The organism is Mesorhizobium sp. B2-5-11, from assembly GCF_006440835.1.
Classification (GTDB): Bacteria; Pseudomonadota; Alphaproteobacteria; order Rhizobiales; family Rhizobiaceae; genus Mesorhizobium.
The window spans coordinates 1-25,725 of record NZ_VFUK01000011.1; the positions used below are offsets into that span (position 1 = coordinate 1).

Sequence of the window (25,725 nt, forward strand, 5' to 3'; positions counted from 1 at the left end):
ACCAGCACCTCGCCCTCGCGCGGACCGTCAAGGTCGACCTCCATGATCTCAAGCGGCTTTCCGGCAGCAACGGCAACGGCGGCGCGGGTTTTCATCTGGCAATCCTCCAACGCAATTTTGCGCTCAGGCTTTCAGGTTTTGGCCTGCTCATCAACCGCCAGATGAGACGAAATATCGGCTTTCTTGACGCAGGTAGCACACCCTTGACCGCAGGCGTTCGCGCCACGCACACGGTACTTGAGACATGGCGACATAATCCATAGAACTGGACCGTCCGCCGGAGGGGAATTTGCCCGCATGTTCACCAAAATCCTGATCGCCAACCGTGGCGAGATAGCCTGCCGCGTCATCAAGACCGCGCGCAAGATGGGCATCGCCACGGTCGCTGTCTATTCCGACGCCGATCGCGATGCCGCGCATGTCGAGATGGCCGACGAGGCGGTGCATATCGGACCGTCGCCAGCCGCGCAGAGCTATCTCGTGCCCGAGAAAATCATCGCGGCGTGCAAGGCGACCGGCGCTCAGGCCGTGCATCCCGGCTATGGCTTCCTGTCCGAGCGCGCATCATTCTGCGAGGCGCTGGAGAAGGAGGGCATCGTCTTCATCGGGCCGAAGCCGAAGGCCATCAAGGCGATGGGCGACAAAATCGAATCGAAGAAATTCGCCAACGCCGCCAATGTTTCGACGGTTCCCGGCTGGCTCGGCGTCATCGAGAACGCCGACCACGCGGAGAAGATCGCCGGAGAGATCGGCTATCCCGTGATGATCAAGGCCTCGGCCGGCGGCGGCGGCAAGGGCATGCGCATCGCTTGGAACCAGGCCGAGGTGCGCGACGGCTTCGACCGCGCGCGCTCGGAGGCCAAGAGCTCGTTCGGCGACGACCGCGTCTTCATCGAGAAGTTCATCGTCGATCCACGCCACATCGAGATCCAGGTGCTGGCCGACGCGCATGGCAACGCGCTCTATCTCGGCGAGCGCGAATGCTCGATCCAGCGCCGCAACCAGAAGGTGGCCGAGGAGGCGCCATCGCCTTTCCTCGATGCCAGGACGCGCAAGGCCATGGGCGAGCAGTCGGTGGCGCTGGCCAGGGCCGTCGACTACCAGAGCGCCGGCACGGTGGAATTCATCGTCGACGCTGAGAAAAACTTCTATTTCCTTGAAATGAATACACGATTGCAGGTCGAGCATCCGGTGACCGAGCTTGTCACCGGTATCGATCTGGTCGAGCAGATGATCCGTGTGGCCGCCGGCGAGAAGCTCGCCTTGAAGCAAAGCGACGTGAAACTGAATGGCTGGGCGGTGGAGAGCCGGCTCTATGCCGAGGATCCGTATCGCAACTTCCTGCCGTCGATCGGCCGCCTGACGCGCTATCGACCGCCGCAGGAAGGGCAAGTCGGCGACGTCATCATCCGCAACGACACCGGCGTCACCGAGGGATCGGAGATTTCGATGTTCTACGACCCGATGATTGCCAAGCTGTGCACCTGGGCGCCGACCCGGCTGGAGGCAATCGACGCGATGTCCGAAGCGTTGGACAGTTTTGTCGTCGACGGTATCGAGCACAACATCCCGTTCCTGGCGGCGCTCATGCAGCATCCGCGCTGGCGGGAAGGGCGGATTTCGACCGGATTCATCGCGGAGGAATATCCCGACGGCTTTGCGCCGATCCTGCCCGATCATGACGACAAGGCCGTGTTGGCGGCGGTCGCCACCGTGGTCGAATTGCTGCGCCGCGACCGACTCGACCGGCTGGGCGGGCGCTTGGCGCCGCATTCGGGAGCACTCAAGCGCGACTGGGTGGTGAAGATTGGCAGGGACTATCTGTCCGCGTCCATCCTGGAGGGCATAATCTCCATTCCGATGGAAGTCGACTTGTCCATCGAGGGCGGCAAGCCGCTGACGGTTTCGTCGGCCTGGCGGCCGGGCGAACTGGTCTGGCGCGGCAGCGTCGGCGGGCACGAAATGGTGGCGCAACTGCGCCCCGCGCCGAACGGCCTTCGCATCGCCTGGAAAGGGCTTTCGGTGACGGCGCGCGCCATGCTGCCGCGCATTGCCGCGCTGGAAAGGCTGATGCCGGAAAAGCTGGCGCCCGACACCTCCAACCTGCTGCTATGTCCCATGCCCGGCCTCGTCGTGTCGATCGCCGTCGCCGAGGGTCAGGAGGTCAAGGCCGGCGAGACGCTGGCCGTCGTCGAGGCGATGAAGATGGAGAACGTGCTGCGCGCCGAGCGCGATCTCGTGGTGGCGAAACTCAACGTCAAGCCGGGCGACAGCCTGGCCGTCGACGCGGTGATCATGGAATTCGCCTGAAGCGGGGGCGGCCGGAAGCCTGTGGCCGATGTTCGTTTGTGCTGGACTGGCACAGCCCGGTGCCGGACAATACATCTTGATCGACTCAAGTCCTTCGGGAAACGCGAAAAACCATGGCGGATGACAGACTTCCACGCGACCCCTTGCTGCGCGAAGCGGCAGTGAAGGCGGCGGCGCCAGAAGCGCCGGCGCGTCCTTTCGTGCATCTTCGCGTCCACTCGGCCTATTCGCTGCTGGAAGGCGCGCTCCAACTCGGCAAGATCGTCGGCCATGCGGTCAAGGACGAGTGTCCGGCAATCGCGGTCACCGACACCAACAATCTGTTCGGCGCGCTCGAATTCGCGCAGAAGGCGGTGAAGGACGGCATCCAGCCGATCATCGGCTGCCAGATCGCGCTCGCCTTTTCCGGCGAGAACGTCGACGGCCAGCGCGACCGCCGGCGGCAGGGGCCCGAGATGCGGCCAGTCGTGCTTATCGCGGCGACCGAAGCCGGCTATTCCAATCTGGTCAGGCTGGTAAGCCGCGTCTATCTGGAGACGCCGCCCGGCGAAGCCGTGCATCTGACCAGCGAGATGCTGGAGGGCCAGACCGACGGGTTGATCTGCCTCAGCGGCGGTCCCCGCGGCCCTATCGGCGCGGCTCTGAAGGAGGATCGACGCGATCTCGCGGAGACCCGGCTGTCGACCCTGAAAGCCCTGTTCGGCGATCGGCTCTATGTCGAACTGGAACGAGTTTCCGGTTACGACCGGCTGATAGAACATTCCACGATCGATCTCGCCTATGCCCACGAATTGCCGCTCGTCGCCACCAACGAGGCGTTCTTCTCCTCGCGCGACGATTATGACGCGCATGATGCGCTGATCGCCATAGCGGAGGGCTCGGTCGTCGCCGTGGACAATCGCCGCCGGCTTTCACCGGATAACTTCCTGCGTAGCCAGGCTGAGATGGCAGCGTTGTTCGCCGATCTGCCGGAAGCGATCGACAACACGGTCGAGATCGCGTTGCGCTGCTCCTACTATCCGAAAACCCGCAGCCCGATCCTGCCGCGCTTTACCGGCGGCGACGCGTCGGACAAGGACGCAGCCGAGAAGGCCGAGGCCGCCGAACTTGCCCGCCAGGCGCGTGAAGGGCTGGAGGCCCGGCTTGCCGCGCACGGACCGACGCCGGGCTATACGGTCGAGCAATACCGCGAGAGGCTCGAGTTCGAGCTCGGCATCATCGAGAAGATGAAATTCCCAGGCTACTTCCTGATCGTTGCCGACTTCATCAAATGGGCCAAGTCGCAAGGCATTCCAGTCGGGCCGGGGCGCGGCTCGGGTGCGGGCTCGCTGGTCGCCTATTCCACCACCATCACCGACATCGATCCGCTGCGTTTCTCGCTGCTGTTCGAGCGCTTCCTCAATCCGGACCGCGTGTCGATGCCCGATTTCGACATCGACTTCTGCCAGGACCGCCGCGAAGAGGTGATCCGCTATGTCCAGCAGAAATATGGACGCGACCAGGTCGGCCAGATCATCACCTTTGGAACGCTGCAAGCCCGCGCGGTGCTGCGCGACGTCGGCCGCGTGCTGCAGATGCCTTACGGCCAGGTCGACAAGCTGTCCAAGATGGTGCCGCAGAACCCGGCCAATCCGGTGAAACTGGCGGACGCTATCGCCAACGAGCCGCGTTTTGCCGAGGAGGCCGAAAAGGAGCCGATCGTCCAGACGCTGCTCGACATGGCACAGAAGCTGGAAGGGCTTTATCGCCACGCGTCGACGCACGCCGCCGGCATCGTCATCGGCGACCGGCCGCTGTCGGAGCTAGTGCCGATGTACCGCGATCCTCGTTCGGACATGCCGGTCACCCAGTTCAACATGAAATATGTCGAACAGGCCGGGCTGGTGAAGTTCGACTTTCTCGGCCTGAAGACGCTGACCGTGCTGGAGACGGCGGTGAAGCTGATACGCCGCCGCGGCATCGATATCGACCTGGCGACGATCCCGCTCGACGATCCCGAAACCTACGCCATGCTGTCGCGCGGCGAAGTGGTCGGCGTGTTCCAGGTGGAAAGTGCCGGCATGCGCAAGGCGCTGATCGGCATGCGGCCCGACTGCATCGAGGACATCATCGCGCTGGTCGCGCTCTACCGGCCGGGACCGATGGAGAACATCCCGACCTACAACGCCAGGAAGCACGGCGAGGAGGAGATGGCCTCGATCCATCCCAAGATCGACCATCTGGTGAAGGAGACGCAAGGCGTCATCGTCTACCAGGAACAGGTGATGCAGATCGCGCAGGAGTTGTCCGGCTATTCGCTGGGCGAAGCCGACCTTTTGCGCCGCGCCATGGGCAAGAAGATCCGCGCCGAGATGGACAAGCAGCGTGAGCGCTTCGTCTCGGGCGCGGTCGAGCGCGGCGTGGCCAAACCGCAGGCCGACTTCATTTTCGACCTGCTGGCCAAGTTCGCCGACTACGGTTTCAACAAATCGCACGCGGCCGCCTACGCCGTCGTCTCCTACCAGACAGCCTATCTCAAGGCGCATTATCCGGTCGAGTTCCTGGCGGCGTCGATGACGCTCGACATGGGAAACACCGACAAGCTCGCGGATTTCCGCCAGGATGCGCTGCGCCTCGGCATCGAGGTGGTGGCACCGTCGGTGATATCAAGCTTTCGTCCCTTCGAGGTCGGCGAGAACCGCATCTACTATTCGATGGCCGCGCTCAAGGGCGTCGGCGACGCGGCGGTGGAGCATATCGTCGCCATGCGCGGCGAGAAGCCGTTCAAGAGCCTGGCCGATTTCTGCGAGAGGGTCGATCCGAAAATCGTCGGCAAGCGCGTCTTCGAAAGCCTGATCATGGCCGGAGCGCTAGACTGTTTCGGCCATGACCGCGCCGCGATGATGGCTGGCGTCGAGCGGATGATGGGGCTGGCGTCACTGGCGCAGCAGAACGCCGTCTCAGGCCAGGCCGACATTTTCGGCGCGTCTCTAGGGGCACAGTCGCAGGCGCTCAACTTGCCCGTGACCGAACCGTGGCTCGCCGCCGACCGCCTGCACCGCGAATTCCAGGTGGTCGGTTTCTATCTCTCCGCCCATCCGCTGGACGAGTACAAGGCGGCGCTGCAGAAGATGCGGGTGCAGAACTGGGCGGAGTTTTCGGCCGCGGTCAAGCGCGGTGCCACCGCAGGGCGCCTCGCCGGCACCGTGACCACCAAGCAGGAGCGCAAGACGCGGACCGGCAACAAGATGGGCGTGGTGCAGTTCTCGGACACGTCCGGCCAGTATGAGGCGGTACTGTTTTCCGAAGGATTGGCGCAGTATCGCGACATGCTGGAGCCGGGCCGCTCCGTGGTCATTACCGTGGCGGCGGAGGACAGGCCGGAGGGCGTCAACCTGCGCATCCAGACCGTGCAGTCGCTTGAGGACGAGGCCAGCCGCATCCAGAAGGCGCTGCGCATCTTCGTCAGAAACGATGCGCCTGCCTCGATCATTCAATCGCAGCTTACCCAGCGTGGTGAAAGTCAGGTGAGCATCATCGTTATCAAGGAAGAAGCGCAGGGCGAGGTGGAGATTGCCCTGCAGGGGGGCTACCGCGTCTCGCCGCAAATCGCCTCGGCGATGCGCGCCGTGCCAGGCGTGGTCGAAGTGGAGCTGGTGTGATCGCCCCTTCCGGGGACTGGTGGCAATCCGCCGGGCGGCATCCGCCGCTCAAGTCACCGCAATTGCCATGAAGACGAAAGACAGCGACGGATTGCAGGACCGTTCCACAATGGCGTGGCTGCGCGACACGCTGCGCAAGCTCTACCACGGCCGCACGCCGGCGGCTTTTCGGTTTCAGCTGGTTGCGGTCATCATCGACCTGGCCATGATTGCCTTCTTCATCGCCACGCCCGTCATCCAGCAGTCGGCCTCATTCCTGTGGCTCGACTATGCGGTGGCGGCTCTGGTCGCCGCCGACCTGGTTGCCAGGCTGCTTGCCTCGAACGACATGCTGCGGCTGATGAAGCAGCCGACCTCCTGGGTGGACATTTTCATCCTTTTGACGCTGCTGATGCCGACGGCGCTCGCCAATCTCGGCTTTCTGCGCATCCTGCGGCTGTGGTCGCTGTCGCGCAGCGGTTCGCTCTGGCGGCATTTCGAGATGCAGGGCCTGCGGCCCTGGCGCGAAGCGAGCCACGCGGTGATCAATCTCTTGACGTTCCTCTTCGTGATCACCGGTTTCGTCTACACTTTCTTCTTCCGCAGCGGAGCGGGGCTGGAAAGCTACATCGACGCGCTTTACTTCACCGTCGCGACGGTGACCACGACCGGGTTCGGCGACATCGTGCTGCCGGGAATGGCGGGGAAACTGACGGCGATCGTGACCATGATCATCGGCATATCGCTGTTCGTCAGGCTGGCGCAGGCGATCTTCCGACCGGCCAAGGTGTTCTTTCCCTGTCCGCAATGCGGCCTGCAACGGCACGAGCCGGACGCCGTTCACTGCAAGGCCTGCGGCCACCTCCTCAACATACCCGACAGCGGTGATTGAGGGGCGATTGAGGCGCGCTACGATGCCGCCGCTTGCGCCGGCTTTGGCTGCCGGCGCTGCAGGTTGAGCATATTGCCCATCAGGATCAGCAATGCCCCGCCTGCGGTAAAAGCGTCGATCTGCTCCTTGTAGAGCAGCCAGCCGATCAATGCCGACAGCGGCACGCGCAGGAAATCCATCGGAGAAATGACGGTGGCATCGGCGTAGCTCAGCGCCCAGGCCATGCAGAAATGTGACGACATGCCAGTGAAGGCGATCAGCAGGATCCACGGCCACAGCTCGAGCGAAGGGTTGCGCCATTCGTAGAGCGCCGGGATCAGGCCGAGCACCGACTGGATGATCAGCATCCAGAAGATGATTCGCACAACGCTGTCGGTCCGCGTCAGCGACTTGACCAGGACCAGCGAGATGCCGAAGCACATTGCCGCGCCCAGCACGACCAGATGTCCCGGATCGACCGAGCCGACGCCTGGGCGCACGATGATCACGACACCGATCAGCCCGAGCGCCACGGCGCCGAGCTTCGGCCGGGTGAGCCTTTCGCCGAGAAAGGTGACCGCAAGGATCGCCGTCCAGATCGGCGTCGTGAATTCGATCGAGATCAGCACCGCCAAAGGGATCAGCGTCAGGGCGTAGAGCCACGCCGCCTGGCCGGTATAGTGAACCACGTTGCGCGTGACATGGGCGAGGGGGCGCCCAGTGCGCATGGCGGCAAAGCCGCCATTTTGCATGACCAGCGGCAGCAGGATGAAAAAGCCGATCACCGAGCGCAGCTCCAGCACCTGGAAAACGTTGAGCTCGGCCGTGGTGGCGCGGCCCGCGACCGACATCGCCAGGAACGAGGCGATCGACAGCGCCATCCAGAACGCGGCCTTGGGGATGGAAGGGGTGGGTGCCATTTCCGCTATGTCGCAGGCCGTGGCTTTTGCCGCAACCGCTAGCAGCCGCATTCTTCTGGGCCAGCCGGATGTTGCAAAACAGTCATGTTGAAGGCGGAACCTGGCACGGCAGGGGGCGTTGAGTTCCGAATATCGGAAGTGCTTCGCAGGTGCCTTTCAATGTCGATAGGAGAATTTCGATGAGATCATTTGCGCAATTTGCGCTTGCTGGCTGCCTGTTGGTCACGGCAGGCGCGGCACATGCCGACGAGTCCAGATTTCTCCAGTCGTTCAAGGGCAATTTCACCGGCAAGGGCATCGTCAAGGTGACTACCGACGCGCCGACGGTGAATGTGTCCTGCACGTTCAGGTCAAACGCGACGTCGACCTCATTGTCGCTCGATGGCAATTGCCGAGGGCTTATCGTGGTGACGCGCGCCATCAGCGCGGACCTGAGGACTGCCGGAGCGAAATATAGCGGCACTTATGTCGGGTCTCGTACCGGGCCTGCGCAATTGAACGGCACCCGTTCGGGCAACGCGATCAATCTCGGCATCCGTTGGGCCAAGGAGGTCAATGGTGACCGAAAGGCGCAGATGAAGGTCGAGAAACGAGGCGAGAACGGCATGCGGCTGACGGTGATCGACACTGATCCGAAAACCGGCAAGAGCATGGTGACAAGCAGGATCGATCTGCAGCGCACCTAAATCTCGACAGCTGATATCCTTATCAGTCTTCCAGCGGCTCTGGCGGGTGGGTGTCGCGGCCTTTGCCGAACGTATAGCCGGTTTCCACCGCCTTGCGGCCGAACTTGTCGCGCAGCGCGTCGATGGCGCCTTCGGCCATGGCCCGCTTGCGCGACTGGATATCGACCAGATCGGGCGGATCGGCCTTGTCATCGGCGGAAAGATCGCTGACGCCGATGCCGAGCAGCCGGTATTTGGTGCCGTCGGTTTCCTTGCGCAGCAGCTCGACCCCGGTCGAAAAGATACGGTCGGCGAGCCGGGTCGGGTCGCCGAGCTGGCGGTTGCGGGTGCGGATCTTGAAATCCTGCGTCTTCAGCTTGAGCACCACCGTGCGCCCGGCGATGCCGGATTTCTTCAGCCGCGCCGAGACCTTTTCCGAAAGGCCCCGCAGCACCGAGACCAGCTCGTCCAGCGAAGCGATATCGGTGTCGAAAGTGGTTTCGGCCGATACGCTCTTGGCGTCCTGGTCGGGATCGACGCGGCGGACGTCCTCGCCGCGCGAGAGCCGGTAAAGCCGGTCGCCCATCACGCCATAGCGGCGCATGAGGTCGCCACGGTCCATCTTCTGGAGCTGGCCGATGGTGTGGATGCCGTCCTGTTCGAGCGTGGCGTTGAATGCCTTGCCGACCCCCCAGATCATGCTCACCGGCTGTGCGGCGAGGAAACCCACGGCTTCCGCTTCGCCGATGACCGAGAAGCCGCGCGGTTTGCGGAAATCCGACGCCACCTTAGCCAGGAACTTGCAGTAGGACAGACCTGACGAAACGGTGATGCCGATCTCCTTCTCGACGGCCAGCGCGAAACGGGCCAGCACCACCGCCGGCGGCAGGCCGTGCAGCCGTTCGGTTCCGGCAAGGTCGAGAAACGCCTCGTCGATCGAGAGCGGCTCGACCAGCGGCGTCAGCGCCTGCATCATGGCGCGCACCTCGCGCCCGACGACCACGTACTTTTCCATATTGGGCGGGATAACCACCGCTTCGGGGCAAGCCTCGAGCGCCTTGAACATGGGCATGGCGGAACGCACGCCCCTTATCCGGGCGATGTAGCAGGCGGTGGAGACGACGCCGCGCTTGCCGCCGCCGATGATCAGCGGCTTGTCCTTCAGCGCCGGGTTGTCGCGTTTTTCGATTGCCGCATAGAAAGCGTCGCAGTCGATATGGGCCAGATGCAGCCGGTACAGCTCGGGATGACGGGCAAGCCTGGGGCTGCCGCATCGCTCGCAGCGCCTGGCGTCGCTGCGCTGAAAGGCCAGGCAGTCGCGGCAGAAACCGTGATCAGGATTATTGACAGGAGCCGCCATCGCTGCGAACATAAAGAGAACAAACACAATGGTACGACAGTGCAAGGCTAGCGACAAGCTTGGCCTGGGGAGAACGCATGAGCACGACCATAGTGCCGCTGGCGCCTGAGCTCTGGCCTGAATTCGAAGATCTCTTCGGCAAGCAGGGCGCCTGCTACGGCTGCTGGTGCACGCATTTCCGGCTGGCGCCGGCGGCTCGTCGCGAAAGCAGCCGCGAACGCAACAAAGACCACATCAGGGCGCGCATCGAAGCAGGCCCGCCACCGGGCATGCTGGCGTTCGAGGACGGCAAGGCAGTCGGCTGGATGCAGATCGGGCCGCGCGCCGACGTGCCCGAGTGGAACAACCGGGGCCGGGGCTCGGCTCCGGTCGATCCCGCGGACGCATCGGATCCGAGCGTCTGGGCAATTTCCTGTTTCTTCATCCGCGCCAAGGCACGGGGCCGGGGCATCAGCCATCGCCTGGTCGAAGGCGGCATCGATTTCGCCCGCAGGAACGGCGCGCGAATGGTGGAAGCCTGCCCGATAGACCTGTCGAAGGATTCACGCTCCATCGGGCTGTTCGTGGGCTCGTCGCGCGTGTTCGAGAAGGCCGGGTTCGAGCGGCTCCTGGAACGCAAGGCGGGCCGGCCGTTGATGCGGCTGGTGCTGGAGCCGAGCGCCTGAACTTCGCCGTCTTGCAGTTGTGACGGTCTTTCCCTACCAGAAGTAGGAGACGATTTTGCCTTTTCGACCAAACGGAGAATTCTACGTGAACCGGATGTTGCCAATCGCCTTTACCGCGCTTCTGCTCAGCGCGCCCGCTTTCGGCCAGAGCGTCGACAGCCAGGGTGCGAAGCAGCTATCCGAGAACCTGTCCCGCTATGTCGGCAAACAGGCCCTCGATAAGGGCATCCTGAAGGTCTCGGTCGAAGGCGGCGCCTACAAGATCATGTTCGATTTCAAGGCGCTCGCCGGCACCTTGCCCGACCAGAAGCTGTTGAAATTCGACTTTGCGCCCTACGCCCTGCTGGTCAAGCCGCGTAGCGACGGGACCTGGGATGTCTCGATGGATCTTTCGCACAGCGCCTCCTTCGAGTTCAACGGGCCGCAGGGGCTGCAGAGCACGCAATTTTCTATCAAGGACGGCAAGGGTTCCGGTGTCTACGACCCCAATCTGGCGGCCTTTACCAGCGGCACCAGTTCGATGGCGGGCATGACGATGGTGTCGCAAGATGCCAAGCAGCACATGGAAGTCAGCGCCGACGGCGGCACCGCGACCATGGCCGCCACCAAAGCTGCCAATGGCGGGATCGATTTCGCGTTGTCGCAAAAAGTGTCGAACTTTGTCGAGACGATCAAATTCGACGATCCCGAAAGCGGACTGAAATTCCCGGTCACCGTCAAATCACCGGAACTGTCGGTGGATGCCAAAGGCAAGGGCGTGCAGACCAAGCCGCTGCTCGATCTCGTGGCATTTGCCGTCGCCAATGAGAACGAAGCCTCGCTGAAAGCCAACCAGGCGCAGCTCAAATCGCTTCTGCTCGCCGCGCTTCCGGTGTGGGAGCGCATCGACGGGACATACGGGTTCAAGGATTTCGCGGTCGAGAGCCCGGTCGGCACGTTCGGCGCGGCGCAGCTCAGCACCGCCTTCGGAATGGATGGCGTCGCCCAGAGCGGTACGATCGGCTACGGGATCAAGGCGTCGGGGTTGACCGTGCCGCAGCAGCTTCTGCCGAGCTGGAGCATGGCGCTGCTGCCGACCGATATCGACCTGAACTTCGGCGGCGCCAACATCGATCTCGACAGCATGGCGAAGAAGGCAATCGAAGCCTTTGATCTTAACAAGAACCCGCCGCTGTCGGCCGAATTCGGAGAGCAGCTCAAAACCGACTTCATGGCCAAGACGCCGAAGGTCGTCATTGGCCATAGCACCATCAAGAACAAGGATACCGAAATTGCCTTGGAAGGCGAAATGACTTTTCCTGGCGAGAAGCCGGAAGCCAATGTGACGGTGGACGTGGCCGGCTTCGACAAGATCGTCGAGGGCTTGCAGGAAGCGGCGAAATCGGAACCGGAGGTGGCGCAGTACGTGCCTGTGGCCCTGATGGTGAAAGGGTTCGGCAAGACGTTGACGGACGGCCGCATGGAATGGGTCGTCAACGCCAAGCCGGACGGTTCGGTCATTGTCAATGGCGTCATGCTGAAGCCGGCCGATCCTGCCGAGGACGACAGCATTGACGATGGCGGCGACGAGACGGACCAGGCGGATCCGACACCGTAGCCACTCGGCTCACCAAAGCGCGTCGCCTTCGAACGGATTGGCGCGACGCGCCTCAAGCCTTCGTTTTATGCTTGTCGCTCAAACCGGGCGACAAGAGTCAGACTTCGCTCGACCTGGCGATCGGGGCGCCGCCTTGGGATCGTCACTCATATGGAATGCTCGTGGTTATCGTCGCCCAGCGGCAGCGCGCGCAACGCCTTGCCGACGGAGGCCGGTGGCGTGCCGGTTTCCTCGGCAAAACGCAGCAATGTGGGTTCGTGGGCGAGAACGAACTGCAGCACACCGGCCAGAAATCCCGGCTCGCCGGCAGCTTTGCGGATCGAATGCGCCTCGATGCCGGTGATCGCCAGGAAGCGAGGCAGCAGTTCGGGATCAGAGGCGACGAAGGCCAGAGCCTTCACGGCAATGGTTTCGGCCTCTTCGCGCATTGACGCTGCGTTTGCCATCATTACCTTTCAGGGTATGCGGAATGTGAGTCTCTTCCGCAGTAATGGCAAGCGTCGCTTGCGGCAAGTCGTTACCTCTTCAGTGCGGGACCCGAGGTGGAAACGGAGCAGCTTTTCTCGCCGCAGGTTTCCGTTTCGTCAATCATATTGCCGTAGAGTCGACCAGGGTTTGGTGCGTCCCGGAAGGGCGCATAACGGCCGCCTTCGAGCGGAACAGCGGCCGGGACGGGATATCGATGCCTAAGAAGGTCATGATCGTCGAGGACAATGAGCTCAACATGAAGCTCTTTCGGGACCTCATCGAAGCAAGCGGTTACGAGACAGTTCGCACCCGCAACGGTCTGGAAGCGCTCGATCTGGCGCGTCAGCACCGGCCGGATCTCATTTTGATGGACATCCAGTTGCCTGAAGTGTCTGGGCTGGAGGTGACGAAATGGCTGAAGGAAGACGACGACCTGCACGTCATCCCGGTCATTGCCGTCACCGCCTTCGCGATGAAGGGCGACGAGGAGCGCATCCGCCAGGGCGGCTGCGAGGCTTATATCTCCAAGCCGATCTCGGTGCCGCGCTTCATCGAAACCATCAAGTCTTACCTGGGTGATTCCTGATGCACCTTGCCGCCAAAGCCGGAGCCTTGTGAAATGACCGCTCGGATTCTCGTCGTCGACGACATCCCTGCCAATGTCAGGCTGCTGGAGGTTCGGCTGCTGGCCGAATATTTCGAGGTGTTGACCGCCACCAACGGCCCGGATGCGATCGAGACCTGCGAGAACGGCAAGGTCGACGTCGTGCTGCTCGACGTCATGATGCCGGACATGGACGGCTTCGAGGTCTGCCGCCGCCTGAAGAGCGATCCGGCGACGTCGCATATTCCAGTGGTAATGATCACCGCACTCGACCAGGTTTCCGACAGGGTGCGCGGGCTTGAGGTCGGCGCCGACGATTTCCTGACCAAACCCGTCAACGACCTGCAACTGATGACGCGCGTCAAGAGTCTCGTCAGGCTGAAGTCGCTGACCGACGAGTTGCGGCTGCGCGCTTCGACCACGCGCAACATCGGCATCGAAGAGTTGCTCAGCCGCAATTTCGCCTCCGAGGACACGACGCCGAAAGTGCTTCTGATCGATGAGCGCAAATCGTCGATCGAGCGCGTCCAGAAGATGCTGCGCGACTGTGCTGACCTGGATGTCGCCAGCGATCCGCATGCCGGCTTCTTCCAGGCGGCGGAGACGCCCTATGAATGCGTGATGATCTCGACGAGCTTCGCCGATTTCGATCCGCTTCGGCTCTGCTCGCAACTGCGCTCGCTCGATCGCACACGCTTCCTGCCGATCATCCTGCTGGCGGAGGAGGGCGAGGAGGAGCGCATCATCCGCGGCCTCGAACTCGGCATCAACGACTATCTGATGCGGCCGATCGACCAGCAGGAACTGACGGCGCGGTTGCGCACCCAGGTGCGCCGCAAGCGCTACAACGACCAATTGCGCGCCAGCGTGACGCAGACGATCGAAATGGCGGTGACCGACGGGCTGACCGGGCTGCACAACCGCCGCTATCTCGACAGCCATCTCCAGACGCTGTTCGACCGCGCCGTGGCGCGGCGTCGGCCGCTGTCGGTGATGATCACCGACCTCGATCGCTTCAAGTCGATTAACGACACGCACGGCCATGACGGTGGCGACGAGGTGCTGCGGGAATTCGCGCGGCGGCTGCGCAAGAACGTGCGCGGCATCGATCTGGCCTGCCGGTTCGGCGGTGAGGAGTTCGTAGTGGTCATGCCTGACACCGATGGAGCGATCGCCGAAAAGGTGGCCGAACGCATCCGCGCCGAAATCGCCCAGATGCCGTTCGTCATCGGGCCTGACGGCAAGGCCATCGAGGTCACCGTCAGCGTCGGCGTGTCGTCGGTGCTGAAGGGGGTGGATACGGTGGCGGCGCTGATGAAACGCGCCGATCTGGCGCTCTATGAAGCCAAGAGCGGTGGCCGCAACCGCGTCGTCGCCAAGGCTGCCTGACGGACCGGATAAGAGTGTCCGTCAATCCGGCAAGGTTACCCATTTACCTTAATCCAAGCGATTCGCGAGGCTTGGTTAAGAAACTGTTGATTTTCATAAGCTCTTGCGCAAATGTGCGGCCACAGACAGAGCGACGCCGGCACGAGGACAGACAGTCGGGTCGATCAAAAAATACCCCATGATGCTCAGGTCCGCCGCATCTCCTGGGTCCGTGGGGTCGGCCGGCCGGCGCTGGCACATAGTGGCCTCCTCGTACCGCTGCCAAACGCCGACCGGCCCCCTTTCAAAATAGCATCAGGATTCTGCGCCAAGCTCCGGAAATCAGGGGCTTTTTGCGCACGAGATGTCGACAGCGCTTTCTGGCCTGTAAAAGGCGAGCCCCGATGTGAAGAGCTGCGGCGCACGCTCTCTTGCCATTCGGCAGAGGGCGTTGCTCCTCACTTCATACATATGGCGCCCAGGGGGCTTGCTTCAAGCCTGGGTTCCTCCCGTAAAACCGCGGCCCTAGCCAATGGGAGCGGAGTGACGGGAATGCGTGCACCGACAGATGGATCGCGTCGAAATCATGCGGTGATTGTCGCCGGGGGCGGCCCGACAGGATTGATGCTGGCAGGCGAACTCGCATTGGCGGGCATCGACGTCGCCATTGTCGAGCGGCGCCCGACCCAGCAACTGATTGGCTTGCGCGCGGGTGGCCTGCACGCACGCACAATCGAGGTGCTCGACCAGCGCGGGATCGCCGACCGGTTCCTCTCCCAGGGGCAATGCTTCCCGACCGTCGGCTTCCACATGATCCGTTTGGACATCAGCGACTTTCCCAGCCGGCACAACTATCTGCTGGCGCTGCGGCAAAACCACATCGAGCGGATATTGGCCGACTGGATCAGCGAATTGGGGGTGCCGATCCATCGCGGACAGGAAGTCACGGATTTCATGCAGGACGACAGTGGCGTGGATGTGGGGCTTTCCGATGGCCGACGGATGAAGGCGCAGTACCTCGTCGGATGCGACGGTGGACGCAGCACGATCCGCAAGGCGGCGGGCATCGAATTCGCTGGATGGGATCCGACGATGAGCTGGATGATCGCCGAGGTCGAGATGTCGGAAGAACCGCCATTGGGCTTTCGCAGCGACGCCCACGGAACCCATGCGATAGGCAAGATCGAGGACGGCGACCGGTTGGGCATCGTGCTGACCGAGAAACGACTGATCATCGGTGGTGAACCGACATTGGACGATCTCCGCGAGGCGCTCACCGTTGTCTATGGCACCGATTTCGGCGTCCACAGTCCGACTTGGCTCTCTCGTTTCACCGATATGACGCGCCAGGCTGCCGCTTACCGCGACAGACGTGTCCTGCTGGCCGGCGACGCTGCGCATATCCATCCCCCAATGGGCGGACAGGGCCTCAACATCGGCGTGCAGGACGCGGTCAACCTGGGATGGAAGCTGGCCCAGGTCGTCAAACGGGCATCACCGGACAGCCTGCTCGACAGCTACCATGCCGAGCGCCATCCGGTCGCCGCCCGCGTGTTGCGCAACACGATGGCGCAGGTCGCGCTTCGCCGCATGGATGACCGCACCAAAGCCCTGGGCGACACCATCGCCGAACTGCTCGCCATGGATGAACCACGCAAACGAATCGCCGCAGAGATGTCCGGCCTGGGTGTCCACTACGACCTCGGGGAGGGGCACGCGCTGCTTGGGCGGCGAATACCCGACCTCGATCTGCTCACCGCCAGCGGGCCGGTGCGGCTGTTTACCTTGCTGCACCATGCCCGGCCGGTGCTGATCAACCTCGGCACGCCCGGCAGACTTGACATCAAGCCGTGGGCGGATCGGGTCCAGCAGGTCGACGCCGTGTACGACGGCGACTGGGAGCTGCCAGTTCTCGGGGCCGTCGCCGGGCCCGACGCGGTGCTGATCCGCCCCGACGGGTACGTGGCACGGGTTGGTTCCGGAAGCCAACAGGGACTGGCCGATGCGCTGACCGCCTGGTTCGGGCCGCCCGCTGCTGTGGCGTAGCAGGGTCGAGGCCGGCCTGGCGCATCGCCCGCAAACGCGTGCTTGTCATGCGTTGCGAGCTTTTACGGTGCTAGGTCTCCTGACATCCCGTTGACAGGAGGTACCATCTGTGCAGAAATTGGTTGGACCATTGGACCACTTGGAACGCGCGTGGATCAAAACAGCCTGCCACCTATTCAGACGACGGCGCGTGACGACGCCGTGCTGAAGGCGTTGGTAGGCTTTGTTCGTGCCGAGGCCCTCCAGCCGGGCGAGCGGCTGCCAACGGAACGCATCCTGGCCGAGCGGCTGAAGGTCAGCCGCAACACGGTGCGCGAGGCGCTGACGCGCTGGGAAGGGCTCGGCCTGGTCGAGCGCCGGCAAGGCAGCGGCACCTATCTCAAGGCAGCCGTTTCGCCGGACATGTTGCATCTGCCGCTGACGCTTGCGGGCGGCAACGACTTCACCAGCCTGATGCAGACGCTTGAAATCCGTCGCGCGCTGGAGGCGGAAGCCGCCGCCCTTTGCGCCGAACGCGCGAGCCAGACCGATATCGCCGAAATCGAGCGCAAGCTCGACATCATGGAGCAGGCGTTCCGCACGCGCGAGGGCATGTCTTCGGAAGAGGACTGGGAGTTCCACCAGGCGATCTACAGGGTTTCTGGCAACCCGCTGTTCGAACAGATCATCGCCGCCATGCACGAATTGTTCCACCGCTTCTGGGAGCATCCGCTGGGCGTGCGCGATTTCGGCCACGCCAGTTTTCCCTATCATCGGACCATTTACGAGCGCATCGCCGCGCGCGACCCGCACGGCGCCCGCGCCGAAGCGCTCAAGCTGATCGCCACCGTCGAGGACGATCTCAAGCGCGGCGCCGCCAAACTCAAACTTTCGAGCCAGACATGAACGAGCATCCCTCAGGTTTCGATCACGACTATCTTGCCGAGGCGGCGACGCTTCTGGCGCATGACGAACCTTTCCCCGGTGGGGCGGTGGTGCCGCCGATCTACCAGACATCGCTGTTCACCTTCGCCAACTATGCCGAGATGGCGGATACTTTTGCCGGCAAACGGAAGCAGCCGATCTATTCGCGTGGCGACAATCCGACGGTGATGGAATTCGAGGCACGCGTCGCCGCGCTCGAGGGCGCCGAGGCCGCGCGCGGCTTTTCCAGCGGCATGGCGGCGATCAGCGCCACGGTGCTCGCCTTCGTCGGCGCCGGCGAGCGCATCGTTGCGGTGCGCAATTGCTATGGTGATGCCTATCGGCTGTTCGAGCGGCTTTTGCCGCGGCTCAACATCAGGGTCGACTATGTCGACGGCTCCGATCCGGATGCGGTGGCGGCGGCCCTTCCGGGCGCCAGGCTGCTCTATCTGGAGAGCCCGACCTCGATGATGTTCGAGTTGCAGGACTTGGCTCACCTGACCCGGCTGGCGAAGGAGCAGGGCATCGTCACCACGATCGACAATTCCTGGGCGACGCCGGTGTTCCAGAAGCCGATCACGCATGGCGTCGATCTGGTGCTGCATTCGGCTTCGAAATATCTCGGCGGCCATAGCGATACGGTCGCCGGCGTGGTGGCAGGCTCGGCCGCCCACATCAAGCACATCAACGAGCAGACCTATTCCTATCTCGGCGGCAAGCTTTCGCCCTTCGAGGCCTGGCTCTTGCTGCGCGGGCTGCGCACGCTGCCGCTGCGCCTGCCGCATCACATGAAGAGCGGGCTTACCATCGCCGAGCGGCTGAAGGCGCATGGCAACGTCGAGCGCGTGAACCACCCCGCCTATTCGAACCATCCGGGCAAGGCGACGCTTGCTGGTTACGCGGGGTTGTTCTCCTTCGAGGTCACCGAGGATATCGACATCCCCGTCTTCGTCGATGCGTTAAAATATTTCCGCATCGGCGTGAGCTGGGGCGGCCATGAGAGCCTGGTCGTGCCGGCCAAGGCGTCGCTGGAGCAGACGCCGGGACTGAATTCGATGGCGCGCTTCGGCGTCAGCCCCCGAACAATCCGCTTCAATGTCGGATTGGAAAGTGTCGAGGACCTGTGGGCCGACGTGGCGCAGGCCTTCGAAAAAGCCAGAAAATAACAAGCCGCTTCAAAATGGGAGTCTTGAAGATGAAAAAACTGACCGTCATGCTTGCCACAGCCGCGGGATTGGCGATTTCCGCCGGAAACGCGCTGGCCGATTCGACCCTGAAAATGGTCGAAGTCATCACCAGCCCGCCGCGCACGGAGTTCCTGAAGAAGCAGATCGCCGAATTCGAAAAGGCCAATCCCGGCATCAAGGTCGAGCTGATCTCGCTGCCCTGGGGGCAGGCTTTCGAAAAGTTCCTGACCATGGTGCAGGCAGGCGATACGCCCGACGTGGTCGAGATGCCGGAACGTTGGATGGGCCTCTACGCCAACAACGCCCAGCTCGAGGATCTCGGCCCGTACATGGCCAAGTGGGACGACGCCAAGACGCTCGGGGAGCGCGCCAAGCAGTTCGGCTCGACCGTCAATAACACCCAGTTCATGATCCCTTACGGCTACTATGTGAACGCGCTGTTCTGGAACAAGAAGCTGTTCAGGGAAGCCGGCCTCGACGGCCCGCCGGCCACGCTCGACGAGTTCGTCGCCGATTCCAAGAAGATCTCGGCGTTGCCCGGCAAATACGGCTACTGCCTGCGCGGCGGACCCGGCGCCTTCAACGGCATGCACATGTTCATGAACATCGCCGCCGGCAAGGGCGGCTACTTCAACGAAGACGGCACCTCGACCATCAACGAGGAGGGCTCGGTCAAGGGCCTGCAGATGCTGGCCGACATGTACAAGCAGGGCCTGGCGCCCAAGGACGCGGTGAGCTGGGGCTTCAACGAAACCGTCACCGGCTTCTATTCCGGCACCTGCGCCATGCTCAACCAGGATCCGGATGCGCTGCTGGGTATAGCCGACAAGATGAGCGCAGACGACTTCGCCGTGGCGCCGCTGCCGGTCGGGCCGAGCGGCAAGTCCTATCCGACGCTCGGCTATGCCGGCTGGGCAATGTTCGCCAATTCGCAGCACAAGGACGACGCCTGGAAGCTGATGGCGACGCTGCTCTCGCCCAAGGACAATCTGGAATGGGCCAAGGAAGTCGGCGTCGTCCCGATCCACAACGGCGCCGACCAGGATCCGCATTTCAAGACCGAGCAGTTCAAGGGCTGGTTCACGGAGCTCAGCGACAGCGCCAAATATGAAATGGTGACGCCGCCGACGCATCTGGAGAACCTCGGCAATTTCGTCGACCAGGTGGCGATCAAGAATTTCCAGGAAGTGCTGCTGGGCCAAAAGACGGCCAAGGAGGTTGCCGACCAATGGGCCGCCTTCCTGACCAAGGAACAGCAGGACTGGATGGCGAAGAACAAGAAGTAGTTTTTCTTCCTTCTCCCCGTTCACGGGGAGAAGGTGGCCCGATAGGGCCGGATGAGAGGCGGCGCTACGTTCTGTCAGCCTGGCGCTGCCCCTCATCTGCCTGCCGGCATCTTCTCCCCGTATACGGGGAGAAGGGTGCTGTCGCCTTCGCCGGCACCCACTCACCACTGTTGAGCCCAAATGACCTATGCCGTTTCCGAAATACGACCCGCCGGGAGGCCGCGCCGCAAGCGGCTGACGCACGCTGCCACCGAACCCTGGCTTTATCTCAGCCCGGCGATCATCCTGCTGGTCGTGGTGCTTCTGGTGCCGCTGGTCATCGGCATCAGCTATTCGTTCCGTAAGTTTTCGGCCTTCAAGTCGGAATATGTCGGGCTCGGCCAGTACCAGGCGATGCTGTCGGATGCCGTGCTCGGCCAGGCGCTGGTCAATACGTTGTGGTGGACGCTCTCCAGCCTGTTCTTCCAGTTCTTCCTCGGCCTTGGCCTGGCGCTGCTGCTCGACAAGCCGTTTCGGGGCCGCAAGGTGGTGCAGGCGCTGGTGTTCCTGCCCTGGGCGGTGCCGTCCTTCCTGTCGGGCCTGACATGGGCATGGCTGTTCAATCCGATCATCGGGCCGCTGCCGCACTGGCTGTTCGCGCTGGGGCTGAAGGCCGAGCCGACCAACGTTCTCTCCGATCCCTCGACCGCCATGTGGGGGCCGATCGTCGCCAATGTCTGGTTCGGCATCCCGTTCTTTGCCATCACGTTGCTGGCGGCACTGAAATCCATTCCCTCGGAACTGCATGAGGCGGCAGCGATCGACGGCGCCTCGCCCTGGCAACGCTTCACCAAGGTGACGCTGCCGTTCCTGGCGCCGACCATCGCCATCACGGTGATGCTGCGTACCATCTGGATCGCCACTTTCGCCGACTTAATCTTCGTCATGACCGAGGGCGGGCCGGCCGGGTCGACCAACACGGTGCCGGTCTACATCTATGTCAGCGCCTTCAAGTCGCTGGACAAGGGCTACGCATCGGCGGTTGCCGTGCTGCTGCTCGTCCTGCTCATTGCCTATGCGATCGCGCTGATCGCCATCCGCCGCTCCCTGGTGAGGCACGTCTGATGATTGCGGGACGCTCATCTTCGCAGCGCTTCTTCGGCGGCGTCGGGCTCTATGCGGCCATCGCGGCCTATGTGATCTTCGCCCTGTTCCCGATCTTCTGGACGCTGAAGATATCGGTTACGCCGGAACGGCTTCTCTATTCCGAAGGCATCACCTTCTGGCCGTCGCAGATGACGTTGCAGAACTTCGTCACCGTGCTCGAGGCGACCGACTTTCCGCGCTATTTCCTCAACAGCGTCATCGTCTCGGTTTCGACGGCTGCACTGGTGACTGTCATCGCGACGCTTGCCGGCTATGCCATGTCGCGCTTCACCTTTCGCGGCAAGGCGGCACTGGCGCTGATGCTGCTTTTGACCCAGACTTTCCCGCTAGTCATGGTCATTCCACCGATCTATCGCGTGATGGGCCAGATCGGCCTGATCAACAGCCTGACCGGGCTGATCATCATCTACACCGCCTTCAATACCGCGTTTGCAACCTTCCTGATGCAGTCCTTCTTCGACGGCATACCGAAGGACCTGGAGGAGGCGGCGATGATCGACGGCTGCACACGCGCGCAGGCGATGCGCCGGGTGATCGTGCCGCTGACGCTACCCGGCATGGGCGCCACGCTCGGCTTTGTCTTCACCGCTGCCTGGAGCGAACTCCTGTTCGCGCTGATGCTGATCTCCAGCGATGACAAGAAGACCTTCGCCGTCGGCCTGCTCACCTTCATCGGCAAGTTCGCCGTCGACTGGGGGCAGATGATGGCGGCGTCGATCCTGGCGCTGATCCCGGTCTGCATCTTCTTCGGCTTCCTGCAACGCTATCTCGTCACCGGCCTCACCGCCGGCGCCGTGAAGGGATAATCGATGGCTTCCGTTACGCTGGAAAAAGTCCGCAAAGACTATGGCGCCGTGCGTGTGCTGCACGCGGTCGACCTCGACATCGCCGACGGCGAGTTCGTCGTCCTCGTCGGTCCGTCCGGCTGCGGGAAATCGACGCTTCTGCGCATGATCGCCGGTCTGGAGGAGGTTTCCGATGGCGAGATCCGTATCGGCGAGCGGCTGGTCAACGACGTCGCGCCGAAGGACCGCGACATCGCCATGGTGTTCCAGTCCTACGCCCTCTATCCGCATATGGACGTGTCTAAGAACATGGGCTTCAGCCTGATGCTGAGGAAGGCAGAGAAGCAGGCGATCGACGCGCGTGTCGACGGAGCCGCCAGGCGGCTTGGGCTGGACAATTTCCTGCAACGCCTGCCGCGCCAGCTTTCCGGCGGCCAGCGCCAGCGCGTCGCCATGGGCCGGGCCATCGTGCGCGATCCCAAGGTCTTTCTTTTCGACGAGCCGCTTTCGAACCTCGACGCCAAGCTGCGCGTGCACATGCGCGCCGAGATCAAGGCGCTTCACCAGCAACTGAAGACCACGTCCGTCTATGTCACGCATGACCAGATCGAAGCCATGACCATGGCCGACCGCATCGTCGTCATGCATGACGGCGTCGTCCAGCAGGTCGGCGCGCCGCTCGACCTCTATGACCGGCCGGCCAACATGTTCGTCGCCGGATTCATTGGCTCGCCCGGCATGAATTTCCTGCCCGCGAGTGTTGAGAAGGGCGGCAAGGCGGATGCAGTGCTGTCCGATGGCCAGAAACTGCGATTGCCTGATGGCCTGCCACTCAGGGAAGGCGATGCGGTTACCGTCGGTTTGCGGCCGGAGCATATAAGGCTGGCGGATGACGGCCCGCTGCAAGGCGAAGTGGTGGTGGTCGAGCCGCTCGGCCTCTCGACGCAGTTCTACGTCAAGCTGGCCGGCCAGCAGCTTTGCGTGTTCGCCATGGGCCGCGCCGGCGTGAAGCCTGGCGAGACGGTGCGGCTATCGGCCAATCCGGCGGCGCTGCATGTTTTCGACCCGAAAAGCGCCGACCGGGTAGGGTAGGGGCGCGGCCGCCGAGCGGCCACTCTGTTGCCCGCTGGGCACATTCTAACCATACGGCCTTTTGACGAGTCGAAACTTGCTTGACCCGGGCCAACCGCTTTGCGGAGCCACATTAATAGAAACCTCCTCCTGCCGCCATCATGTGGCGTCCTTTCATCAATCAGTTTGGTTCTTGAATCGCCGCAACGCGGCGGGGGGGAGATTTATAATGCCTGCGAATAACAATTCCGCCGACGCTCGTATCACTGAACCATGCCGCGAGAATGACCAGCCTAGGCCGGTGAACCGGTATGTCAGAAGACGGCTTCCGTCTGCCATCACGCTCGGAGACCGGAGAATTGCTTTCATACGCAGCGAAATCACGGAACAGATTCAGTCGCGAATTGACGCCTAGCGGACAGCGAGGGCAGCAGTATCAAGCCACGCTCTATCCCAGGGCGGCCGGCAAAGCAGCCTAAATCTCTTTGAACTCCACCGTCCGCGGCGGGATATGAGCTAGGCTCAGCCGTTTGGTATTCTTGATTTCTGGTCAACTGCCGCCCTACTTTGGGCCATCATCAGGGACCTAGACGAATGATCTCGGTTTGCGGATACATCGGGGCGGTGATCGGTTGGAAGGCGCTCGAAAATGCCGGCGACATCCTAGATAAGATCGGCGAGACGCTGTTTGGCGGACGTTATAAAGCGATCTACGAGGACGTCGCATCCAAGCTGCGCGCTCATACAGGCGCGGTTCCAGCAAACCACGATTTGGAGCACGCCATTCGACTCAGTGAACTCACCTCTTCACTCGTGATGGTGCGCATGTATGTCGATACGCAAGAGGCCGACCAGTTGCGGCTTGGCGGACGGCCGCCGGAGCGTCGCGCGAGGATTCAGTTCGCTAGTGCCGCGCGCCGCTATCTGCATAAGCAGATCGGATTGGGCGGGCCATTCAAGCTAGAATCCAACAAGGACGTTGTCGATGAAATAGAGACAAACTTGGACGGCGCGCTATCGGCTCGCGACTTTGCAGCGGTCCAGGCGAGTCTGGATGCAGCGTGCAAGCGCGTTCTGCGCGATCTCATCGCCGGAACGGAGCAGGGAAAGGACCAACTGGCCGTTCCTGCCGATTTCGCGTCATTTTTTCGTGGAAAGGCGACAGATGATGAGCCGGGCTGGGCTCTTATTTTCCTTGCCTTCATGCGGGAGGCATTGAAGCAAAATCACAAAGCGGAGGTCGCCTTCATCGCGTCTCGCCTTGGGTATTTGCGCAATTCGCTACCGAAACTCGAAGCCAAATTTGACCAATTTTTGCAGATAGCGAATTCGATAAAGAACGACACATCTGATATTAAAGATGATATATCTAAAATCCTAGCAATAGTTCAGAGACGTGAGTCTTACGTAATTGGTGGAATCCAATTTGAATTTCCTATTAAAATTGAAATAGCCATAAATGATCGTGGAGAGCTTATCATTTTCCACAGTCGGCCGTTTAACGATGATTTGTCTAAACTCGAATTCAATATGGACGAAAATCGACTCTCTCTAATCATGATTAAAGGATTCTCTTGTAATATACCAATACGATCTGAGTTATCTGTGTTTATGAGAAAGTCTACTCAGGCTCTAATGGTGCTTGTGAACGAGGAAGGTGGAAATCTAGTCGAGGGTGACTACGTGCCATTGCATGTCATGAAAAGGTACTTGGAACCACTTTCTTGTGGCTAGGGCAAAGCTGCGTAGAGACAAATTCTCTGGATCCTTGCTGAGGCGCCGTGGCTTTTGTCGTGGAGATTTATGCGGTGACGACGCGCACGCCTTCGCGGTTTATGAGAGCCGCTCGACAAGGCCCCTGCCTCACGCGGGCTTTGTGACTATAGCAGCCCTATCGGTAGCGCGATCCATTATGTTGGCCGTTATGCTGGGTTTGACTACCATCCAATGAAATCAATGCTTTAGGAACAAAAAACGCCGCCCGATGGGCGGCGTTTCGGCATTCTCTTGGAAAAACCAGATTACTTGATCTTGGTTTCCTTGAACTCGACGTGCTTCTTGGCGACCGGGTCGTATTTGCGGAACGACAGCTTGTCCGTCTTGGTGCGACTGTTTTTGCTGGTCACGTAGAAGAAACCGGTGTCGGCGGTCGACAGAAGCTTAATCTTGATGTTTGCGGCTTTGGCCATGGTATCAGTCCGTTTGTTCGTGGGGTTTTGGCCGCTGGAGCACGGGAAAACACCCGGACGCGGGAAACTTGCCGCGACACATAAAGAACGCGCCCGGAAAGTCAAGCCCGACGCGCCTTGCGGCCGTCACGGACGCCAATGCCTGTCCGCATTCATACGTGTTCCGCCTCCAGAACGATGGTTTTCTTCCAATCTCCCGTGGTGTTCCACCAGCGATTCGGATTGGCGCGGTCGTCCAACCCCTTGGAACGGCTGGCAAGGACCGGCTGAATGCGGATCACCGGCTCCTGGTAGCTGTGCGCTTGGAAGATCGCTTCGACGACGCGCGCCGCCAATTCCTGGTCATCGGGCAATTCGAACGAAACCTCGACCGTGCCGGGGCGCCGCCGCAATTCGGTCTCGGCGCCGGCGGCTGCGCCGTCAAGTGGCCGGTAGCGCTCGATGCCATGCGCCGACTGGTAGGCGTTGCGGTCATATTTACCCATGGCCAGCGGCGCCAGCGCCACCACGGCGTCCATGATGCGGTCGACATCCGCGGCCGGCGCCTGGAAAGTGACAAGCAGGAGCAGCGTCATCCGCAATGATGTGGTTTCAAAGCCGCTGTCGATCATCGGAGTCTCCTCAACTTCAGGTGTTTTGAGGTCTCCGTATAAACCGTGGCTGC

The 25,725-nt window shown here is 62.0% G+C and carries 22 protein-coding genes; 17 read left to right on the top strand and 5 right to left on the bottom strand.

What is annotated here, in order from left to right; all coding sequences use genetic code 11:
- The 4 genes from FJ490_RS32860 to FJ490_RS26490 form a co-directional block, all read left to right on the top strand.
- Positions 1-263 (top strand): hypothetical protein (locus tag FJ490_RS32860; RefSeq protein ID WP_181166240.1); only part of this gene is annotated, 263 nt, incomplete at its 5' end.
- A gap of 34 nt (positions 264-297) precedes the next feature.
- Entirely contained in the window at positions 298-2,310 is a 2,013-nt protein-coding gene (locus tag FJ490_RS26480) for an acetyl/propionyl/methylcrotonyl-CoA carboxylase subunit alpha (protein WP_140729231.1), read from the top strand.
- A gap of 113 nt (positions 2,311-2,423) precedes the next feature.
- Positions 2,424-5,951, top strand: coding sequence for a DNA polymerase III subunit alpha (dnaE, locus tag FJ490_RS26485; RefSeq protein ID WP_140562435.1), 3,528 nt, complete (start codon positions 2,424-2,426; stop codon positions 5,949-5,951).
- 67 nt (positions 5,952-6,018) lie between these two features.
- Positions 6,019-6,822: a potassium channel family protein gene (locus FJ490_RS26490; protein ID WP_140729230.1), complete on the top strand. Its 804-nt coding sequence runs from the start codon at positions 6,019-6,021 to the stop codon at positions 6,820-6,822.
- 17 nt (positions 6,823-6,839) lie between these two features.
- Here FJ490_RS26490 and FJ490_RS26495 read toward each other — a convergent pair whose 3' ends face one another.
- Positions 6,840-7,721, bottom strand: a complete 882-nt coding sequence (locus FJ490_RS26495) for a DMT family transporter (protein ID WP_140623444.1) — start codon at positions 7,719-7,721, stop codon at positions 6,840-6,842.
- Between the two features lie 179 nt (positions 7,722-7,900).
- Here FJ490_RS26495 and FJ490_RS26500 point away from each other — a divergent pair, with 179 nt between their 5' ends.
- On the top strand, positions 7,901-8,407 hold the full coding sequence (locus tag FJ490_RS26500; protein WP_140501529.1) for a hypothetical protein: 507 nt from the start codon (positions 7,901-7,903) through the stop codon (positions 8,405-8,407).
- 22 nt (positions 8,408-8,429) lie between these two features.
- On the opposite strand, the gene FJ490_RS26505 is transcribed toward FJ490_RS26500, so the two are convergent.
- Positions 8,430-9,758 carry a DNA polymerase IV gene (locus FJ490_RS26505; protein ID WP_140623446.1) on the bottom strand — a complete coding sequence of 443 codons (1,329 nt, stop codon included), beginning with the start codon at positions 9,756-9,758 and terminating at the stop codon, positions 8,430-8,432.
- A 65-nt stretch (positions 9,759-9,823) separates the two neighbouring features.
- Here FJ490_RS26505 and FJ490_RS26510 point away from each other — a divergent pair, with 65 nt between their 5' ends.
- Positions 9,824-10,411, top strand: coding sequence for a GNAT family N-acetyltransferase (locus FJ490_RS26510; protein ID WP_140518294.1), 588 nt, complete (start codon positions 9,824-9,826; stop codon positions 10,409-10,411).
- A gap of 94 nt (positions 10,412-10,505) precedes the next feature.
- On the top strand, positions 10,506-12,008 hold the full coding sequence (locus FJ490_RS26515) for a hypothetical protein (protein WP_140729233.1): 1,503 nt from the start codon (positions 10,506-10,508) through the stop codon (positions 12,006-12,008).
- 146 nt (positions 12,009-12,154) lie between these two features.
- Here the strand turns inward: FJ490_RS26515 and FJ490_RS26520 are convergent, their stop codons facing one another.
- Positions 12,155-12,454, bottom strand: coding sequence for a DUF3572 domain-containing protein (locus tag FJ490_RS26520; protein WP_140501536.1), 300 nt, complete (start codon positions 12,452-12,454; stop codon positions 12,155-12,157).
- Positions 12,455-12,690: 236 nt separating this feature from the next.
- Between FJ490_RS26520 and FJ490_RS26525 the strand changes: the two genes are divergently transcribed.
- The 10 genes from FJ490_RS26525 (at position 12,691) to FJ490_RS26575 (ending at position 24,606) form a co-directional block, all read left to right on the top strand.
- Positions 12,691-13,062 carry a response regulator gene (locus tag FJ490_RS26525; protein WP_140501538.1) on the top strand — a complete coding sequence of 124 codons (372 nt, stop codon included), beginning with the start codon at positions 12,691-12,693 and terminating at the stop codon, positions 13,060-13,062.
- Between the two features lie 33 nt (positions 13,063-13,095).
- Positions 13,096-14,469: a PleD family two-component system response regulator gene (locus tag FJ490_RS26530; protein ID WP_140562440.1), complete on the top strand. Its 1,374-nt coding sequence runs from the start codon at positions 13,096-13,098 to the stop codon at positions 14,467-14,469.
- Positions 14,470-15,000: 531 nt separating this feature from the next.
- A complete protein-coding gene (locus FJ490_RS26540) occupies positions 15,001-16,494 on the top strand; it encodes an FAD-dependent monooxygenase (RefSeq protein WP_140729229.1) in 1,494 nt (497 codons plus the stop codon).
- Positions 16,495-16,644: 150 nt separating this feature from the next.
- Entirely contained in the window at positions 16,645-17,379 is a 735-nt protein-coding gene (locus FJ490_RS26545; RefSeq protein ID WP_140501544.1) for a FadR/GntR family transcriptional regulator, read from the top strand.
- The gene (locus FJ490_RS26550; protein ID WP_140672723.1) at positions 17,376-18,563 is read left to right on the top strand and encodes a PLP-dependent transferase; all 1,188 of its coding nucleotides are present in this window, start codon (positions 17,376-17,378) and stop codon (positions 18,561-18,563) included. The genes FJ490_RS26545 and FJ490_RS26550 overlap by 4 nt, the downstream gene beginning before the upstream one ends.
- Positions 18,564-18,592: 29 nt before the next feature.
- A complete protein-coding gene (locus FJ490_RS26555) occupies positions 18,593-19,870 on the top strand; it encodes a sugar ABC transporter substrate-binding protein (protein WP_140623450.1) in 1,278 nt (425 codons plus the stop codon).
- Positions 19,871-20,050: 180 nt separating this feature from the next.
- On the top strand, positions 20,051-20,974 hold the full coding sequence (locus tag FJ490_RS26560; RefSeq protein WP_140518289.1) for a sugar ABC transporter permease: 924 nt from the start codon (positions 20,051-20,053) through the stop codon (positions 20,972-20,974).
- Positions 20,974-21,822 (top strand): carbohydrate ABC transporter permease, encoded by an 849-nt coding sequence (locus FJ490_RS26565; RefSeq protein ID WP_140501552.1) that lies wholly within the window; start codon positions 20,974-20,976, stop codon positions 21,820-21,822. The genes FJ490_RS26560 and FJ490_RS26565 overlap by 1 nt, the downstream gene beginning before the upstream one ends.
- Positions 21,823-21,825: 3 nt before the next feature.
- The gene (gene ugpC / locus FJ490_RS26570; RefSeq protein WP_140729228.1) at positions 21,826-22,893 is read left to right on the top strand and encodes a sn-glycerol-3-phosphate ABC transporter ATP-binding protein UgpC; all 1,068 of its coding nucleotides are present in this window, start codon (positions 21,826-21,828) and stop codon (positions 22,891-22,893) included.
- A 573-nt stretch (positions 22,894-23,466) separates the two neighbouring features.
- Positions 23,467-24,606, top strand: coding sequence for a hypothetical protein (locus FJ490_RS26575; RefSeq protein ID WP_140729227.1), 1,140 nt, complete (start codon positions 23,467-23,469; stop codon positions 24,604-24,606).
- Between the two features lie 287 nt (positions 24,607-24,893).
- Here FJ490_RS26575 and rpmG read toward each other — a convergent pair whose 3' ends face one another.
- Both rpmG and FJ490_RS26585 read right to left on the bottom strand, forming a co-directional pair.
- The gene (gene rpmG, locus FJ490_RS26580; protein WP_006201775.1) at positions 24,894-25,061 is read right to left on the bottom strand and encodes a 50S ribosomal protein L33; all 168 of its coding nucleotides are present in this window, start codon (positions 25,059-25,061) and stop codon (positions 24,894-24,896) included.
- Positions 25,062-25,213: 152 nt separating this feature from the next.
- Positions 25,214-25,672, bottom strand: coding sequence for a hypothetical protein (locus tag FJ490_RS26585; RefSeq protein WP_140501560.1), 459 nt, complete (start codon positions 25,670-25,672; stop codon positions 25,214-25,216).
- Positions 25,673-25,725 lie beyond the last annotated feature (53 nt).

What these genes read in the sequence shown, in the direction of transcription:
- FJ490_RS26480 (WP_140729231.1), top strand. Translation starts at nt 298, where the DNA reads ATGTTCACCAAAATCCTGATCGCCAACCGTGGCGAGATAGCCTGCCGC.
- dnaE (WP_140562435.1), top strand. Translation starts at nt 2,424, where the DNA reads ATGGCGGATGACAGACTTCCACGCGACCCCTTGCTGCGCGAAGCGGCA.
- FJ490_RS26490 (WP_140729230.1), top strand. Translation starts at nt 6,019, where the DNA reads ATGAAGACGAAAGACAGCGACGGATTGCAGGACCGTTCCACAATGGCG.
- FJ490_RS26495 (WP_140623444.1), bottom strand. Translation starts at nt 7,721, where the DNA reads ATGGCACCCACCCCTTCCATCCCCAAGGCCGCGTTCTGGATGGCGCTG.
- FJ490_RS26500 (WP_140501529.1), top strand. Translation starts at nt 7,901, where the DNA reads ATGAGATCATTTGCGCAATTTGCGCTTGCTGGCTGCCTGTTGGTCACG.
- FJ490_RS26505 (WP_140623446.1), bottom strand. Translation starts at nt 9,758, where the DNA reads ATGTTCGCAGCGATGGCGGCTCCTGTCAATAATCCTGATCACGGTTTC.
- FJ490_RS26510 (WP_140518294.1), top strand. Translation starts at nt 9,824, where the DNA reads ATGAGCACGACCATAGTGCCGCTGGCGCCTGAGCTCTGGCCTGAATTC.
- FJ490_RS26515 (WP_140729233.1), top strand. Translation starts at nt 10,506, where the DNA reads ATGTTGCCAATCGCCTTTACCGCGCTTCTGCTCAGCGCGCCCGCTTTC.
- FJ490_RS26520 (WP_140501536.1), bottom strand. Translation starts at nt 12,454, where the DNA reads ATGGCAAACGCAGCGTCAATGCGCGAAGAGGCCGAAACCATTGCCGTG.
- FJ490_RS26525 (WP_140501538.1), top strand. Translation starts at nt 12,691, where the DNA reads ATGCCTAAGAAGGTCATGATCGTCGAGGACAATGAGCTCAACATGAAG.
- FJ490_RS26530 (WP_140562440.1), top strand. Translation starts at nt 13,096, where the DNA reads ATGACCGCTCGGATTCTCGTCGTCGACGACATCCCTGCCAATGTCAGG.
- FJ490_RS26540 (WP_140729229.1), top strand. Translation starts at nt 15,001, where the DNA reads ATGCGTGCACCGACAGATGGATCGCGTCGAAATCATGCGGTGATTGTC.
- FJ490_RS26550 (WP_140672723.1), top strand. Translation starts at nt 17,376, where the DNA reads ATGAACGAGCATCCCTCAGGTTTCGATCACGACTATCTTGCCGAGGCG.
- FJ490_RS26555 (WP_140623450.1), top strand. Translation starts at nt 18,593, where the DNA reads ATGAAAAAACTGACCGTCATGCTTGCCACAGCCGCGGGATTGGCGATT.
- FJ490_RS26560 (WP_140518289.1), top strand. Translation starts at nt 20,051, where the DNA reads ATGACCTATGCCGTTTCCGAAATACGACCCGCCGGGAGGCCGCGCCGC.
- FJ490_RS26565 (WP_140501552.1), top strand. Translation starts at nt 20,974, where the DNA reads ATGATTGCGGGACGCTCATCTTCGCAGCGCTTCTTCGGCGGCGTCGGG.
- ugpC (WP_140729228.1), top strand. Translation starts at nt 21,826, where the DNA reads ATGGCTTCCGTTACGCTGGAAAAAGTCCGCAAAGACTATGGCGCCGTG.
- FJ490_RS26575 (WP_140729227.1), top strand. Translation starts at nt 23,467, where the DNA reads ATGATCTCGGTTTGCGGATACATCGGGGCGGTGATCGGTTGGAAGGCG.
- rpmG (WP_006201775.1), bottom strand. Translation starts at nt 25,061, where the DNA reads ATGGCCAAAGCCGCAAACATCAAGATTAAGCTTCTGTCGACCGCCGAC.
- FJ490_RS26585 (WP_140501560.1), bottom strand. Translation starts at nt 25,672, where the DNA reads ATGATCGACAGCGGCTTTGAAACCACATCATTGCGGATGACGCTGCTC.